At 64.0% G+C, this 13,570-nt stretch carries 12 protein-coding genes and 1 tRNA gene; 4 read left to right on the top strand and 9 right to left on the bottom strand.

Features of this window, described 5'->3' with window-relative positions; all coding sequences use genetic code 11:
• Positions 1–129 precede the first annotated feature (129 nt).
• Complete coding sequence (locus tag SPHV1_RS24825) at positions 130–318, top strand: hypothetical protein (protein WP_197277636.1); 189 nt, start codon at positions 130–132, stop codon at positions 316–318.
• Positions 311–1,396 (top strand): tyrosine-type recombinase/integrase, encoded by a 1,086-nt coding sequence (locus SPHV1_RS03935; RefSeq protein ID WP_197277635.1) that lies wholly within the window; start codon positions 311–313, stop codon positions 1,394–1,396. The genes SPHV1_RS24825 and SPHV1_RS03935 overlap by 8 nt, the downstream gene beginning before the upstream one ends.
• 24 nt (positions 1,397–1,420) lie before the next feature.
• Here SPHV1_RS03935 and SPHV1_RS03930 read toward each other — a convergent pair.
• From SPHV1_RS03930 to infA, 5 genes are all read right to left on the bottom strand, one after another.
• Positions 1,421–1,496, bottom strand: a tRNA-Phe gene (locus tag SPHV1_RS03930).
• A 101-nt stretch (positions 1,497–1,597) separates the two neighbouring features.
• Entirely contained in the window at positions 1,598–1,765 is a 168-nt protein-coding gene (yacG, locus tag SPHV1_RS24260; protein ID WP_079729670.1) for a DNA gyrase inhibitor YacG, read from the bottom strand.
• A complete protein-coding gene (locus tag SPHV1_RS03925) occupies positions 1,762–2,736 on the bottom strand; it encodes a ribonuclease (protein ID WP_054944756.1) in 975 nt (324 codons plus the stop codon). The genes yacG and SPHV1_RS03925 overlap by 4 nt, the downstream gene beginning before the upstream one ends.
• Positions 2,729–3,364, bottom strand: coding sequence for a nucleoside triphosphate pyrophosphatase (locus SPHV1_RS03920; protein ID WP_231634511.1), 636 nt, complete (start codon positions 3,362–3,364; stop codon positions 2,729–2,731). Before SPHV1_RS03920 ends, SPHV1_RS03925 begins: the two co-directional genes overlap by 8 nt.
• Positions 3,345–3,590, bottom strand: coding sequence for a translation initiation factor IF-1 (gene infA, locus SPHV1_RS03915; protein ID WP_007014967.1), 246 nt, complete (start codon positions 3,588–3,590; stop codon positions 3,345–3,347). The genes SPHV1_RS03920 and infA overlap by 20 nt, the downstream gene beginning before the upstream one ends.
• Positions 3,591–3,789: 199 nt before the next feature.
• Here infA and SPHV1_RS03910 point away from each other — a divergent pair, with 199 nt between their 5' ends.
• Both SPHV1_RS03910 and uvrC read left to right on the top strand, forming a co-directional pair.
• Entirely contained in the window at positions 3,790–6,750 is a 2,961-nt protein-coding gene (locus SPHV1_RS03910) for a TonB-dependent receptor plug domain-containing protein (RefSeq protein ID WP_231634510.1), read from the top strand.
• Between the two features lie 73 nt (positions 6,751–6,823).
• The gene (uvrC, locus tag SPHV1_RS03905) at positions 6,824–8,767 is read left to right on the top strand and encodes an excinuclease ABC subunit UvrC (RefSeq protein WP_197277634.1); all 1,944 of its coding nucleotides are present in this window, start codon (positions 6,824–6,826) and stop codon (positions 8,765–8,767) included.
• 15 nt (positions 8,768–8,782) lie between these two features.
• Here the strand turns inward: uvrC and SPHV1_RS03900 are convergent, their stop codons facing one another.
• The 4 genes from SPHV1_RS03900 to SPHV1_RS03885 form a co-directional block, all read right to left on the bottom strand.
• Positions 8,783–9,088, bottom strand: coding sequence for a hypothetical protein (locus SPHV1_RS03900; protein ID WP_054944753.1), 306 nt, complete (start codon positions 9,086–9,088; stop codon positions 8,783–8,785).
• A 96-nt stretch (positions 9,089–9,184) separates the two neighbouring features.
• The gene (locus tag SPHV1_RS03895) at positions 9,185–10,021 is read right to left on the bottom strand and encodes a transcriptional regulator (RefSeq protein ID WP_054944752.1); all 837 of its coding nucleotides are present in this window, start codon (positions 10,019–10,021) and stop codon (positions 9,185–9,187) included.
• On the bottom strand, positions 10,018–11,211 hold the full coding sequence (locus tag SPHV1_RS03890) for a GNAT family N-acetyltransferase (RefSeq protein WP_231634509.1): 1,194 nt from the start codon (positions 11,209–11,211) through the stop codon (positions 10,018–10,020). The genes SPHV1_RS03895 and SPHV1_RS03890 overlap by 4 nt, the downstream gene beginning before the upstream one ends.
• 152 nt (positions 11,212–11,363) lie before the next feature.
• Positions 11,364–13,460 carry a sodium-translocating pyrophosphatase gene (locus SPHV1_RS03885; RefSeq protein ID WP_054944750.1) on the bottom strand — a complete coding sequence of 699 codons (2,097 nt, stop codon included), beginning with the start codon at positions 13,458–13,460 and terminating at the stop codon, positions 11,364–11,366.
• Between the last annotated feature and the right edge of the window lie 110 nt (positions 13,461–13,570).

Genomic DNA, 13,570 nt, shown 5'->3' with positions numbered 1-13,570 from the left:
CAAGCCGCGCAGGTCAAGCGGGTACCAGCCGCGCTGGATCGCGGTGATGGACACGTTCGCCGTGGGCGCCACCGTCGCAAAAGACCTGTGCGTCCGTTTTGACCTCAACCCTGATGAGATGGTGCGCCAATGACAGCCCCCGCTCGCATCACGCAGGCCGATATGGAGCGCGCGGCAAAAGCCGTCGCCGCGGCCAAGTTCGTGCATGCGAAGATCGTGATGGATTTGAAGAACGGGAGAATCGAGATCATCCTTGGCGAATCGGGTGAGGCAATTCCGCCAGCGCCCGTTGAAACATGGGATGACGATGATGTCTGACCTTCCGCCTAATGTCCGTGCGGTCGCTGATCGGCATGGAAAGATACGATACCGCTTCCGCCGCGCTGGCTGGAAAAGCGCATATCTGCCCGGGAAGCCGGGTGATGCCGATTTCCACCGCGCCTACGCTGAAATGATCGAGAAAGGCCCTGCCGCGCCGATCAAGGCAAAGTCCCCAAGGCAACCCAAGGCCAAGAGCATCGACGATCTGGTCGCGCGCATGAAGGCCGGGGTGAAGTGGCAGAAGAAGAAGGCGCAGACCCGCCATGTGCAGGGCCGCATTCTTGAACGATTCACCGACCGCACGGACGGTAAGGGGCGACGCTATGGCGAGCGGCCTGTCGAATCAGTGACTGTCGTTTGGCTCGACAAGATATTCGCCGGCATGGCTGACACGCCCGCAGCAGCCAACGTGCTGCGCAAGGTACTCTCTGGCCTCATGGACTATGCGATCAAGCTGAACTGGCGCTCAGACAACCCTGTGCGACTGACAGACGCATACGAGGACGGAGAAGGGCACCACGCATGGACGGAAGCCGAGATCGCTCAGTACCGCAAGGCACACGCGCTGGGCACCATGGCTCGCCTGACGCTGGAACTGGCGCTCAACACCGCTGCGCGGCGCTGTAATGTGGCAACACTGACCAGAGACGATATCAGGGATGGTCGAATCACCGTCGATCACGCCAAGGGCAACAATGAGGCTACCGTGCCTTTGCTGGCGACAACCAAGGCCGCGCTCGATGCATTGCCCGCTGCGCCGATCAAGCATCTCGTCGTCACGCAATTCGGAAAGCCATTCTCCATCGCTGGACTAGGCAACCGCATGCGCAAGTGGTGCAACGAGGCAGGGCTTGAGCAATGCTCGATGCACGGCCTGCGCAAGGCAACGTCACGCCGAATCGCCGAGAGCGGGGGGACCGATGCCGAGGGTCAGGCAATCACCGGCCATCGCAAGGCAGAGACGTTCACGCACTACCGCGCATCGGCCAATCGTGCGATGCTCGCGGACCGCGCTTTGTCCAACGTCGTGTCCACATTTGAAATTGAACTGTCCAACCAGATCGAAAAGGATTGATTTAGTTATGTTTTTTTCAGGTGGTGGTGCCCGGGGACGGAATCGAACCGCCGACACCATGATTTTCAGTCATGTGCTCTACCAACTGAGCTACCCGGGCATCTAAGCCAGAGACGGTTGCGTTTGCGTCCCGTCGTGCGTTGGTGGCGGGCCTATGACGAAGCTCGCGCACCTTTGCAACCCCCTATCGCTCAGTAATTTTCATTCATCCTGTGGAATATCCGAAAAGCTGGGCGGACCGGGCAGGGCATAGCCATCGTCCAGCCATTGCAACAGGTCGCGGTCGCGGCACCGTTTCGAGCAGAAAGGGCTGTGCTCGGCGGTGCGGGGTTTGGAACAGAGCGGGCATTTGCGTTCGGAACGGGTCATGACGCCACGGCCTGCGCGAATCCTCCGGCGAGTGCAAGGTTGCTGTCCGGTTCGATGCGAATCCGGCGCCCGGTGCGTCGTTGCAGTTCGTCCTGCCAGGCAGTCGCAATTGCGTTGCAGACCTGTGGATGGGCCTTGAGCAGCAGCACGCCGGGTTCGCTGACCTGCTCTGCGCGGCGCAGCAGCAGTCTGGCGCTGGCTGCGCAAGGCTCCTGCCGCACGCGCTGGAGAATCGACGGGCGTTCGAGCCGGGCCACGAGTTGGACGAAACCGAATCCGTTCATCGCCGTTCGCTGGTGGGGCCAATGGTCGAGTGCAGCGGCAAGGGCTTCATCCACGTCGCGGCGCTCATCCTTGCGCTCCAGCGAGGGAAAGTCGATGCCGATCGAACCGGCGAGGTCGAACTGGCCGATGGCCGTGGCGATGGCGGGAATGGCCGCGAGGGCGAGCATGCGTGGAGCCATCGCGCCGTCGATGTCGATCAGGGTCATGGCGGGCGTCGGGCTGACGACGATCGAGCCGCCGTCGAAGGCGATGAGGCCGTCGAGTGCTTCGGAGATGATTTCGGGCCAGGGATCGTCCGGGAAGCGACTTACCACGCGCACCGGTGCGCCGTCCTCGCTCAGACGTTGTGCAAGCGACGGGGCGGGGCGGGCGGGTCGGTCCGTGAAACGGGCCTGGGCGCGCTTGAGGCGGCCGGTCTCGGCAATGGCTGCGCGGGTGATCGTTGCGCGCACGCTGGCGCCTTCGCTGGCATTGGCGGGAAGCCCGTCGATCAGGGCCTCTTCGCCGCTGGCAAAGCGCACCGTGCCTCGTTTGGCACCGCTCCTTCGGGAAATCAGAGTGGCATCGGCCGTTTCGCCCGCTGCCAGCGAGCCGGGCCACTCAAGCCTTGCGGCCAGTACTTGCCCGGCCTCGACGAGAACTGCCCGGGTTTCCCCGATCCCTTCCTCGACGAGCCACTCAGCCAATCGGGAATCCTGCCGCCTTGAGCAGCGCGCGGGTTTCGAACAGGGGCAGGCCGACGACGCCCGAGTGGCTACCGCCGATCCACGCGATCAGGCCCTCGGCGCTGCCCTGGATTGCGTAGCCACCAGCCTTGCCGTGCCACTCGCCGCCGGCGATGTAATGTTCGATCTCTTCGCGGCTGAGCGGCTTGAATCGCACGACCGTTTCGGACAGGCGCTCGCGCAAGGTGCCGTCAGGTCCCTTGAGCGCGATCGCCGAGAGCACGCGGTGGCGCCGGCCGGACAGCAGTTCGAGGCAGTCGCGCGCCGCCTTTTCGTCTTCTGCCTTGGGCAGGATGCGCCGTCCGCAGGCGACGACCGTATCGCCGGCCAGCACATGCGCGTCGGCGGCCTCGACGGCCATGGCCTTCTCGCGCGCCATGCGGCAGGCGTAGACGCGCGGCAATTCGCGCGGTCCGTGGGTCTCGTCGATCTCTGCAGCGATGACGGCGTCGGGCTGCAGGCCGAGGCGCGCGATCAGGTCGCGTCGGCGCGGGCTGGCCGAAGCGAGGATCAGCCGTGGGCTGTGAGCACGGGTGTCACCGGCTTGCGTCCCGGCGACGGACAGGGCCTCAGTACTGACCGGGGCCACCGCGACCGGGCATGAAGCGATAGGTGATGCGCCCCTTGGTAAGGTCATAGGGCGTCAGTTCGACGAGAACTTCGTCGCCAACCAGCACGCGGATGCGGTTCTTGCGCATCTTGCCGGCGGTATGGCCAAGGATCTCGTGACCGTTTTCCAGTTCGACGCGGAACATGGCGTTGGGAAGCAGTTCCACAACGCGGCCGCGCATCTCGAGAAGTTCTTCTTTCGCCATCGGCGATCAATATCCGTAGTTTTGCTGCAACAGTGCGGCGCGCCATAGCTACGACTCGCGAAAAAGGGAAGCCTCGCTTGTTCATTCGCGCGCAAGTTACTTGCGACAAATTGTTACCCGGCCGCGGCTTGCGGCTTGAATCCACTCCCGGCAAGAGCGCGATGGGATGGGGAAGGCGTATTTTGGCGGAGAAATTTGTTTGCGTTCCCACATTTGGCTTCCCCTGATTACGGGTGCATCCCTGCCTTCCCTGGCCTTCGCACAGGTTACGGCTCCTGCCACGATCATCGATGAGGATGATGATGCGATCGAAGTCAATTCGAGCGAGATCGTCGTTGTCGCCCCGCGTATTCGCGGGCAGGTCGAAGTCCCCAACCAGCCGGTCCAGACTTTCGACGAGGAAGACATCGCGGCCTACGGCGCCGATTCGATCGCCGACCTGATCGCGGCCATCTCGCCGCAGACAGGCAGCGGGCGCGGACGCGGCTCTGGACGCCCGGTGATTCTCGTCAACGGTCAGCGCATCGCCAGCTTCCGCGAGTTGCATCGAATCCCGCCCGAGGCCATCCGGCGCATGGAAGTGCTGCCCGAAGAGGTTGCCCTGCGCTTCGGCTATCCGGCCAACCAGCGCGTCCTCAACATGATCCTGAAGGACAACTTCGCGTCGATCATGGCCGCGGGCGAGTACAATGTCCCGACGCGCGGTGGCTATGACAACTACGAAGCGGAAGGCGGCGTCTTCAAGATATCGGGACCGCGCCGGTACAACTTCTCCGCGAAGTTGACCGAGACGACGATGCTGACCGAGGACGAGCGCAGGATCCGGCAGAGCGCATCCGGCCAGCCGACCGTTTCCGGCGATCCGCAACCGGCACGCTATCGCAGCCTTGCCGATGCCGATTCGACGTTCGAGTTGAACGGCACGATGACGCAGGGCATCGGCGAGGGCGGTCTCGACGGCTCGATCACCGTCAATGGCGCCTACACGCATCAGCAGACGACCTCGCTTTCCGGCCTCGACACGGTCATGTTGACCTACAACGGCGACAGCGAGATCCGCACGCTGCCCGATCCGCTGACCACCCGTTCGGTGATCGATACCTTCGAAGGCGGGCTGGGTTACAACACGATGATCGGGGACTGGACGTTCTCGACCACGGCGGACGGCAGCTACACCGACACCAATACGCGCACGGACAGGCGGCGCGATACCGATGGCCTCGTTGCCGCTGCGGCCGATGGCTCTCTGGCTATCGACGGCGCGCTGCCCACGGTGCCCGGAGCGGGCGTCGATGTCGCGCGCAATCGCGCGCTGGCGCTCGCCACGCTGACGACCCTGTCCGGGCGGCCGTTTCGGATGCCCGCCGGCGATGCCAACCTGACGCTCAATGGCGGGTTCGATTTCAACCGCACCACCAGCGAAGACACCCGCACCGATGTCGGCGCCTTCACGCTCAAGCGATCGGATGTGTCGGGCGGGATCAACCTCGCCCTGCCGCTCACCAGCCGAGCCGAGGATTTCCTCGGCGCTATCGGCGATTTTACGCTCAACCTGGGCGGCGGAATCGATCACCTCTCCGACTTCGGTACGCTGAAGAACTGGAACCTGGGGCTGACCTGGAACCCGACCGACAAGCTTTCCTTCCAGGCGAGCTATCTCGTCGAGGATGCCGCGCCGTCGCTCTCGCAACTCGGCGCGCCGAACATCGTGACCTACAATGTCTCGGTCTATGACTTCACCAATGCGACGACCTCGCTGGTGACGGTCACGACCGGCGGCAACCCCGATCTGGTCAAGGAAAAGCAGCGCGACATCAAGCTGTCGGCGACGTGGCAGCTGCCCTTCCTCGATCGTTCGAACCTGATTGTCGAATACTTCCGCAACCGGTCCAGCGACGTCACCAAGGCGTTCCCGCTGCTGACTCCCGCCATCGAAGCAGCGTTCCCGGGACGCGTCACGCGCGACGCCTTTGGCAACCTGATTGCCATCGACCGGCGCGCGGTCACTTACGACGAGGTGTCGACCTCGAGCATGCGCTGGGGTTTCAATATTTCCGGCAAACTGGGCAGTGACAGCGCTTCGGGCAGTGGCGGGGGCGGCCGGCCAACGCGCGTGGCGCCCCCGGTGCGAAGCGAAGCGCCTGCGCCGCCGGGGCTGTCTGGCGGCCCTCCGCCTACCGGGGGGGGCGGCTTCGATCCCTCGCGCTTCGAGGCCATGCGCAAGAGCCTTTGCGCACCGGCGGGCGAGGGCGCATCGCCCGATCTCTCGGCCATGCCTGAGCGGATGCGCGAACGCCTGGTGGGCGCGGACGGCAAGGTCGATCCCGAAAAGCTCGAGAGGATGAAGCAGCGGGTCTGTTCGGCCGAAGCTCCGGGGGCTCCCGGCGGCTTCGATCCCGAGCGCTTCGCGAGGCTGCGTCAGGCGGTCTGCACCGACGGTGGCTCCGAGCCCGATCTTTCGAAGCTGCCCGAACCGATGCTCGAACGGCTCAAGGGGCCCGATGGGCAGGTGGACAAGGCGCGCCTGGCCGCCATGCGCGAGCGGGTGTGCAGCAGTAACGGTGCCCCTCCGCAAGGAGCCGCGCCAGCGGGCGCAGCGCCGGCGGAGAAGAAGCAGTCCGGCGAATCGTCCTCCGGCGGTGGCGGCAGCCAACGCTCGGGCTTCGGTCCTCCGGGTGGCGGGCGCTGGAACCTCTCGGTCTATCACACCTGGCGGTTCGTCGACCGGGTGCGCATCGCCCCGGGCGTTCCGGAACTGGACGAACTGGCCGGCGATGCGATCAGCGCAGGCGGCGTGCCGCGTCATTCGATCGAGATGGAGGGCGGCCTGTTCAAGAACGGCTACGGCCTGCGCCTCAAGGGCGAGTGGAATGCTCCGGCCAAGGTCAACGGCAGCGGTCTTCCCAGCAGCTCAGACTTGCGTTTCGGCAGCACCTTCATCCTCGACGCGAGGTTTTTTGTCGACCTTGGGCGCATGGAGAACCTTGTCGCCAAGGCCCCGTTCTTCAAGGGTGCGCGCATCGCATTGACCGCCGACAACCTGCTCGACTCGCGCCAGAAGGTGACGGACGAGAACGGCCTTGTGCCGCTGGCCTATCAGGCGGCCTACCGCCAGCCGCAGGGCCGTGTCGTGGGCATCGATTTCCGCAAGATGTTCTGAACCGCCGCTTCAGTTGAGGAAGACATGGTGCGCGGGTCTACCGCTCCTGCGCACCATGTCCTATCTGGCGGGCATGGCGCGAACACCAGCCGGAACACCCGATCACCCCAAGGGCCTCGAACGCTTCAACGAGGAGCGGGCGGCGACGACCGTGCGCGGGTCGGACAAGCCCGACCTGCAGGCCGGTGCCGAAGTGATCCGCGACACGGTGCGCACCCTGCCGCACAAGCCGGGTGTCTATCGCATGCAGGATGCGCGCGGCGAAGTGCTCTATGTCGGCAAGGCGCGCGCACTCAAGAACCGCGTGGCCAACTACGTGCAGTGGGAAAGGCTGCCCAGCCGTTTGCAGCGCATGGTCAGCCAGACCCGGTCGATGACGATCGTCACGACCAATTCCGAGGCCGAGGCGCTGCTGCTCGAAGCGCAGCTGATCAAGCGCTTTCGTCCGGCCTACAACGTGCTGCTGCGCGACGACAAATCGTTCCCGTTCATTCTGCTGCGCGCGGACCACGCCTTTCCGCGAATCATGAAGCATCGCGGCGCGCGCAAGGCCAAGGGCAATTACTTTGGCCCCTTCGCCAGCGCGGGATCGGTGAACACGACGATCAATGCGCTGCAGAAACTGTTCCTGCTGCGCAGTTGCACCGACAGCTTCTTTTCCCGGCGCGACCGGCCCTGCCTCCTCTACCAGATCAAGCGCTGTTCGGCCCCATGCGTCGACCGGATCGACGAGGCGGGCTATGCCGAACTGGTGCAGGAAGCGAAGGACTTCCTTGGCGGCAAGTCGAACGCGGTGCAGCGCAAGATCGAATCGCAGATGGCTGAGGCGGCAGAAGCGCTGGACTTCGAACGCGCGGCCATGCTGCGCGACAGGTTGCGCGCCGCCACGTTCATCCAGGGTAGCCAGGCGATCAATGCGGAAGGGCTCGACAACGCCGATATCTTCGCGATGGCGAACAAGGGTGGCCATGTCGGGGTGCAGGCCTTCTTCATCCGCGGCGGCCAGAACTGGGGGCACCGGGCCTTCTTTCCCACGCACACCGATGGGCTGTCCGAAGAAGAAGTCATGCAGAGCTTCCTTGCCCAGTTCTATGAGGAAGTGCCGCCAGCGCGCACCATTCTCGTCGACCGTGAATTGCCCGAGGCGGACCTTCTGGCGGAAGCCTTCCGCGAACTGGCGGGCGGCAGGGTCGAGATCTCCGTTCCCCAGCGCGGCAATCGCAAGAGACTGATGGCGCAGGCCCATCGCAATGCGGAAGAGGCGCTCGACCGTCGCCTTGCCGAGCGGGGCACGCAGGCGAAGATCCTGCGCGAACTGGCAGAGTTCCTCGAACTGCCGGACGTGCCGCAGCGCATCGAAGTCTACGACAACAGCCACATTCAGGGCACCAAGGCGCTGGGCGCGATGGTCGTTGCCGGGCCCGAGGGCTTCCTCAAGAACCAGTACCGCAAGTTCAATATCAAGTCGGCCCAGACCGACGACGACTATGCAATGATGCGCGAGGTGATGACCCGTCGCTTCGGCCGAGCGCAAGAGGAAGATCCCGAGCGCGAAAGCGGGACCTGGCCCGATCTGGTGCTGATCGACGGCGGCAAGGGACAGATGAGTTCGGTCAAGGACGCGCTTGAGGAACTGGGCATCGAGGATGTGCCGCTTGTCGCCATTGCCAAGGGGCCGCACCACGGCCGCGAGGGGCGAGAGGTGTTCCATTTTCCCGATGGCCGCGAAAAGATGCTGCCGGTCAATTCGCCGCTGCTGTTTCATTTGCAGCGCCTGCGCGATGAGGTCCACCGCTATGCGATCGGCGCGCATCGGGCAAAGCGCAGCCGCGCCATTTCAGCCAGTCCGCTAGACGAAATCCCGGGCATCGGCCCCGCGCGCAAGCGGGCGCTGCTCCTGCATTTCGGTACGGCGGGGAAAGTGCGGGCGGCCAGCCTGGAAGACCTGCAGAGGGCGCCGGGTGTCAGCAAGGCCGTCGCGCAGACGATCTACGACTTCTATCACCCGAACGGTTGAACCGTGGAATTTCCGTCAGCGGTGCACTTCGGCCGTCACGCGGTGGAAGAAGGGGTGGTGCGGAGTCGCTCCGTTATGGATGTTCACGAAGATCCCGCCGCACAGGCTCCCCAGCCGAGCCGAGGCAGTGGAGACTTCCTCGCCGGTGCGCACGTCGATATGCAACTTCAGCTTGCCGTCGAATTCGAAGAAGACCTTGATGGCCTTGGGAAATTCAGATTTCAGTACTTCAAGTAATTTGCCAAGCTCTTCGGCAATAGAGTTTGCTCTCGATGCCTGAGGGAAAGGCTCGACCTGATTGAAACTGCTAACTTCGGACATGGTACACCCCTGTGCTCCCCGAAATCTTCTAGCAGGTGGCCACGAACTTGTGCAGGGGGCATACCGTTTCTGCGAACGGTTATTAATTGGTAGGCGTTATCGCGCGCCCAACTTGCGCGCCACTCTCCAGCCATAGGCCTTGGCCAGATTACGGGCGGGCCAGCGTCCCGGGCAGCGGGGCCTCAGACCGTACTTGCGCAGCAAGCCATTGAAGGCACGGGCATCGGCTTCGGCGAAACTCCATTCGGAGCGCCAGGTAATCGACAGCGAGACCGAAGGCTCCGGTCCATTCCGGACGAAATGTGGCGCCATCACCGGCACGAACAGCGCTTCGCCCGCGGTGATCGCGAATTCCCGACCTCCCGAGATCAGGTCGCTGCTCCAGCGCAATTCACGCCCCCCGCCGGTGTGATAGGTTTCGTGCACCTCGTCCGGCGCATAGCGGGCGTCCCCGGCGGGAAACTGGGTCATGACCTTGGAACCGCGCACCTGCAGCAGGATATTGTGCTCCGGATCGAAGTGATAGGGCGTCACGCCGCCTGCCGAGGTCACGAAGATGAAGCCCTGTGTCCTGAGCATGCGTCCGGTCTTCGCCTCGATCTGCGGGCGCAGTTCGCCCAGCAATTCCTCCAGTAGGGCGGCGTAGGCAGGATGCTGCTCGATGTTCTTGAGCGCGGCCCAGGAATTGCTCGTCACGATCGTGCGGATCGTCTCGCCGATAGGAATTCCGGTCGCCTCGGGTTTGCCGTCTATGCCGATGGGCTGGTTGCCTGCGTTGTACTCGATCGAAGCTTGCGGCAGCGATTCGGCAAGGTCGGCGAGCGCCCCGAGTTCCATCAGCGGGTGGTCTCCGAGTGCATGGACCAGTTTGTGCGGGATCTCCGGGTAATTGGACGCAAAAGTCGCGCGGACGCTGGGCGGGAAGACGCTCATGAAGATGTTCCTGAGGGATTGCGTGCGGTTTCGGCGCGCACGAATTGGCGGAAGGCGGCGCGGCGCAGGCGTCCGCCGATCGCAATGGAGAGACGCCCGACCGGACGGCGCTCGCGCCAGAAGTGGTCGATCATCGGATGGTCGGCGGCGGCGCAACTGTCCGTCCAGTCGATGTCCTGTCGCGCGAGCATCTCCAGGTTCTCCCGCTGCAGCAGCACACCGGGCGAGAAGCGCGCGTAGGCTTCATCGAAGGCGGTCTTGTACGAGAAGGCCCCCGGCGGAGCGAGGAACGTGGCCAGCATCGCCAGCGGTCTGCCGTCGAGCGTCAGCGTCAGCCGCTCCAGCCTAGCGCAAGACGCAGCACCCTCCAGGCTTTCACGGAACAGTGCTTGCGTCGCCGGATCGCAGGCTAGGGCAGAGCCGGCCTTGCCCTTCCAGCCAGACGTTTCGAGCGAGAGGAAGGCATCGCACCATGCCGCGATCCCTTCGGCATCGCCTTGGCGGATCACGGCGAGTTCGCCTTCGTCGGCGAGGCGCTTGGCCTGACGGCGCAGCTCCTTGCGCTTCTTGGTGGAAAGCGACGCATCGAGATAGGCCTGGGGTGCCAGATTGGATGCCAGCATCGCCCGATGTTCGAGGTGAACGAGTTCGACCAGCCGGTTCTGCTGGGTCAGTTCGTCTTCGAGGGCACGGTGCAGCGGAGTACCGAGCGGCATGGCGCGCAAGTGCATGAACAGGGCTGCACCGGGGCTGCGATCGGCCCATTCGAGCATGGCCCGCCAGAATTCGCGCTCGCTTCCCCGTGCGACCAGCGGCGCGCCGCAAAAGCAGTTGGCGTGCAGCCAGCTTGAGATCTGGGGGACCGGCCAGCGATAGTAGCGTTTCTCACGCAGGACCGGCAGGAGCCCCGTGAGGCGGCCGCCGCGCTCGAAGCGCAGTATGCCGACCTGATCGCTGCCGGGCAAATGCCGCAGCGCCGGCAGCAGATACCAGCTTTCGAAGAAGGGATTGGGTTCGCTGGCTTCGCGCGCAAGGCCTTCCCAAGCTGCGATCTCGCGCTCCAGGTCGCGCCAGTCGATGCAGTTCAGCGTTCCGGCATCGGGACGCAGGTATGCGGTTTCGGTCGCCGAGACCGGGCGCGTGCGTTCCTCCTTGGGCAGGCTGGCCACTGTCCTGAACTTCCACTTCAAGCGAGCAGGGATTTCTTCAGGTCGACCTAACGGTTTTCCTTCAAGGAATTGCTAACGATGGCCATTCACCCTGCTGTGCCGGGAAGCGGACAGAAAAACGGGCCTGCCGGATGTCCCGGCAGACCCGCAGTCTTACCGTCGTGTGGTAAATTCTATCCCGCGGCGAGCGCTGCCAGCAGCAGCAATGCCACGATGTTCGTGATCTTGATCATCGGGTTGACGGCCGGCCCCGCAGTATCCTTGTAAGGATCGCCCACGGTGTCGCCGGTGACGGCGGCCTTGTGGGCTTCGGAGCCCTTGCCGCCGTAGTTGCCGTCCTCGATGTACTTCTTGGCATTGTCCCATGCGCCGCCGCCCGAGGTCATCGAGAGTGCGACGAACAGGCCGCCGACGATCACGCCCAGCAGCAGTGCGCCCAGAGCGGCAAAGCCGTTCTCGCTCCCGGCCACCGCCGTGATCACGTAGTAGACCACGATCGGCGCCAGCACCGGCAGCAGCGAGGGGACGATCATCTCCTTGATCGCTGCCTTGGTGACGAGATCGACCGTGCGGGCATAGTCGGGCTTCGAAGTACCCTCCATGATGCCCTTGTTCTTGGCGAACTGGTCGCGCACATCGACGACGACGTCACCCGCCGCGCGGCCCACCGCGGTCATGCCCATGGCTCCGAAGAGATAGGGCAGGAGCGCGCCGAGCAGCAGGCCGACGATGACGTAGGGATTCTCGAGACTGAAGTTGACGGTCAGCCCCGGGAAGAACTCCCGCAAGTCGGTCGTATAGGCGGCGAAGAGCACCAGTGCGGCGAGGCCAGCCGAGCCGATGGCATAACCCTTGGTAACGGCCTTGGTGGTGTTGCCTACGGCATCGAGCGCGTCGGTCTTTTCGCGGACCTCGTCGTCCATGCCGGCCATTTCGGCAATGCCGCCGGCATTGTCGGTGACCGGACCATAGGCATCGAGCGCCACGACCATGCCGGCCAGCGCCAGCATTGCGGTGGCTGCATAGGCAATCCCGAGCAGGCCCGCGAGCTGGTGAGCCATGATGATGCCGGCGACGATGACGATGGTCGGCAGGGCAGTTGCCTCAAGGCTGACGGCAAGGCCCTGGATCACGTTGGTGCCGTGACCGGTGACCGACGCCTTGGCAATCGACCTGACCGGCCGGAAGTTCGTGCCGGTGTAGTACTCGGTTATCCAGATGATGAGGCCGGTGATGACAAGGCCCAGCAGCGCGCAGTAGAACAGCGAGCGGCCGTTGAAGTCGGCATCGCCGATCGGGGCTTCCATGCTGCCGAGGGCAAAGCTGATCGACCACCAGATCGCCGGAACCGACAGGACGGCGGTGACCAGGAAGCCCTTGTACATGGCGCCCATGATGTTGTTCGACTTGCCAAGGCGGACGAAATAGGTGCCGATGATCGACGTTACGATGCACACACCGCCGATCAGAAGCGGCAGCGACATCATCTGGATGAGCACTTCGCCGAGGTTCTTCATGAGCAGCGCGGTGAGGATCATCGTCGCGCCGACGGTAACGACATAAGTCTCGAACAGGTCGGCGGCCATGCCGGCGCAATCGCCCACGTTGTCGCCCACGTTGTCGGCGATCACGGCAGGGTTGCGTGGATCGTCTTCGGGAATTCCGGCCTCGACCTTGCCGACAAGGTCGGCGCCGACATCCGCGGCCTTGGTGAAGATGCCGCCGCCAAGGCGTGCGAAGATCGAGATCAGCGAAGCGCCGAAGGCCAGGGCGGTCAGCGCCTGTACGACGGTGCGGTCTTCGCCGCCGACACCAAATCCGGCCGGTCCGGTCAGGTACCAGAACAGGACCGAAATCGCGAGCAGGGCCAGGCCCGCCACAAGCAGGCCGGTAATCGCGCCGGCGCGGAAAGCCAGTGTCAGCCCCTGTTGCAATCCTTCCTGGGCTGCAGCGGCGGTGCGCACGTTGGCGCGGACGGAAATGTTCATGCCGACGAAACCGGCTACGCCCGACAGGACGGCGCCGACGACGAAGGCTACGGCCGAAATCGTGCCCAGCGTAACCGCGATGATTATCGCGACGACGATGCCGACCAGTGCGATCGTGGAATATTGCCGCTTCAGGTAGGCCTGTGCGCCTTCCTGAATGGCTGCTGCAATTTCCTGCATCTTTTCGTTGCCGGTCGAATTGACCAGCACTTGCCTACTGGTCTCCAGGCCATAGATAATGGCCAGAAGTCCGAGGCCTATTGCGATCGTGACTAGACTCACAGAACGCCCCCTTCCCAAAGAGTTCCTTTATTTCGGCGAGTTTTCCCGCTCGAAGTGGCAAGGGCTATAGACAAGCCTCGATACTGGCAAGCGCCTTGTTCCAGTCGCTT

This window comes from Novosphingobium sp. KN65.2, assembly GCF_001368935.1.
Classification (GTDB): Bacteria; Pseudomonadota; Alphaproteobacteria; order Sphingomonadales; family Sphingomonadaceae; genus Novosphingobium; species Novosphingobium mathurense.
This window is presented reverse-complemented; position numbering and strand designations above follow the sequence as displayed.

Excerpts from the sequence above, each read along its gene's own strand:
- SPHV1_RS24825 (WP_197277636.1), top strand. The coding sequence starts at position 130 with ATGACAGCCCCCGCTCGCATCACGCAGGCCGATATGGAGCGCGCGGCA.
- SPHV1_RS03935 (WP_197277635.1), top strand. The coding sequence starts at position 311 with ATGTCTGACCTTCCGCCTAATGTCCGTGCGGTCGCTGATCGGCATGGA.
- yacG (WP_079729670.1), bottom strand. The coding sequence starts at position 1,765 with ATGACCCGTTCCGAACGCAAATGCCCGCTCTGTTCCAAACCCCGCACC.
- infA (WP_007014967.1), bottom strand. The coding sequence starts at position 3,590 with ATGGCGAAAGAAGAACTTCTCGAGATGCGCGGCCGCGTTGTGGAACTG.
- uvrC (WP_197277634.1), top strand. The coding sequence starts at position 6,824 with ATGGCGCGAACACCAGCCGGAACACCCGATCACCCCAAGGGCCTCGAA.
- SPHV1_RS03900 (WP_054944753.1), bottom strand. The coding sequence starts at position 9,088 with ATGTCCGAAGTTAGCAGTTTCAATCAGGTCGAGCCTTTCCCTCAGGCA.
- SPHV1_RS03895 (WP_054944752.1), bottom strand. The coding sequence starts at position 10,021 with ATGAGCGTCTTCCCGCCCAGCGTCCGCGCGACTTTTGCGTCCAATTAC.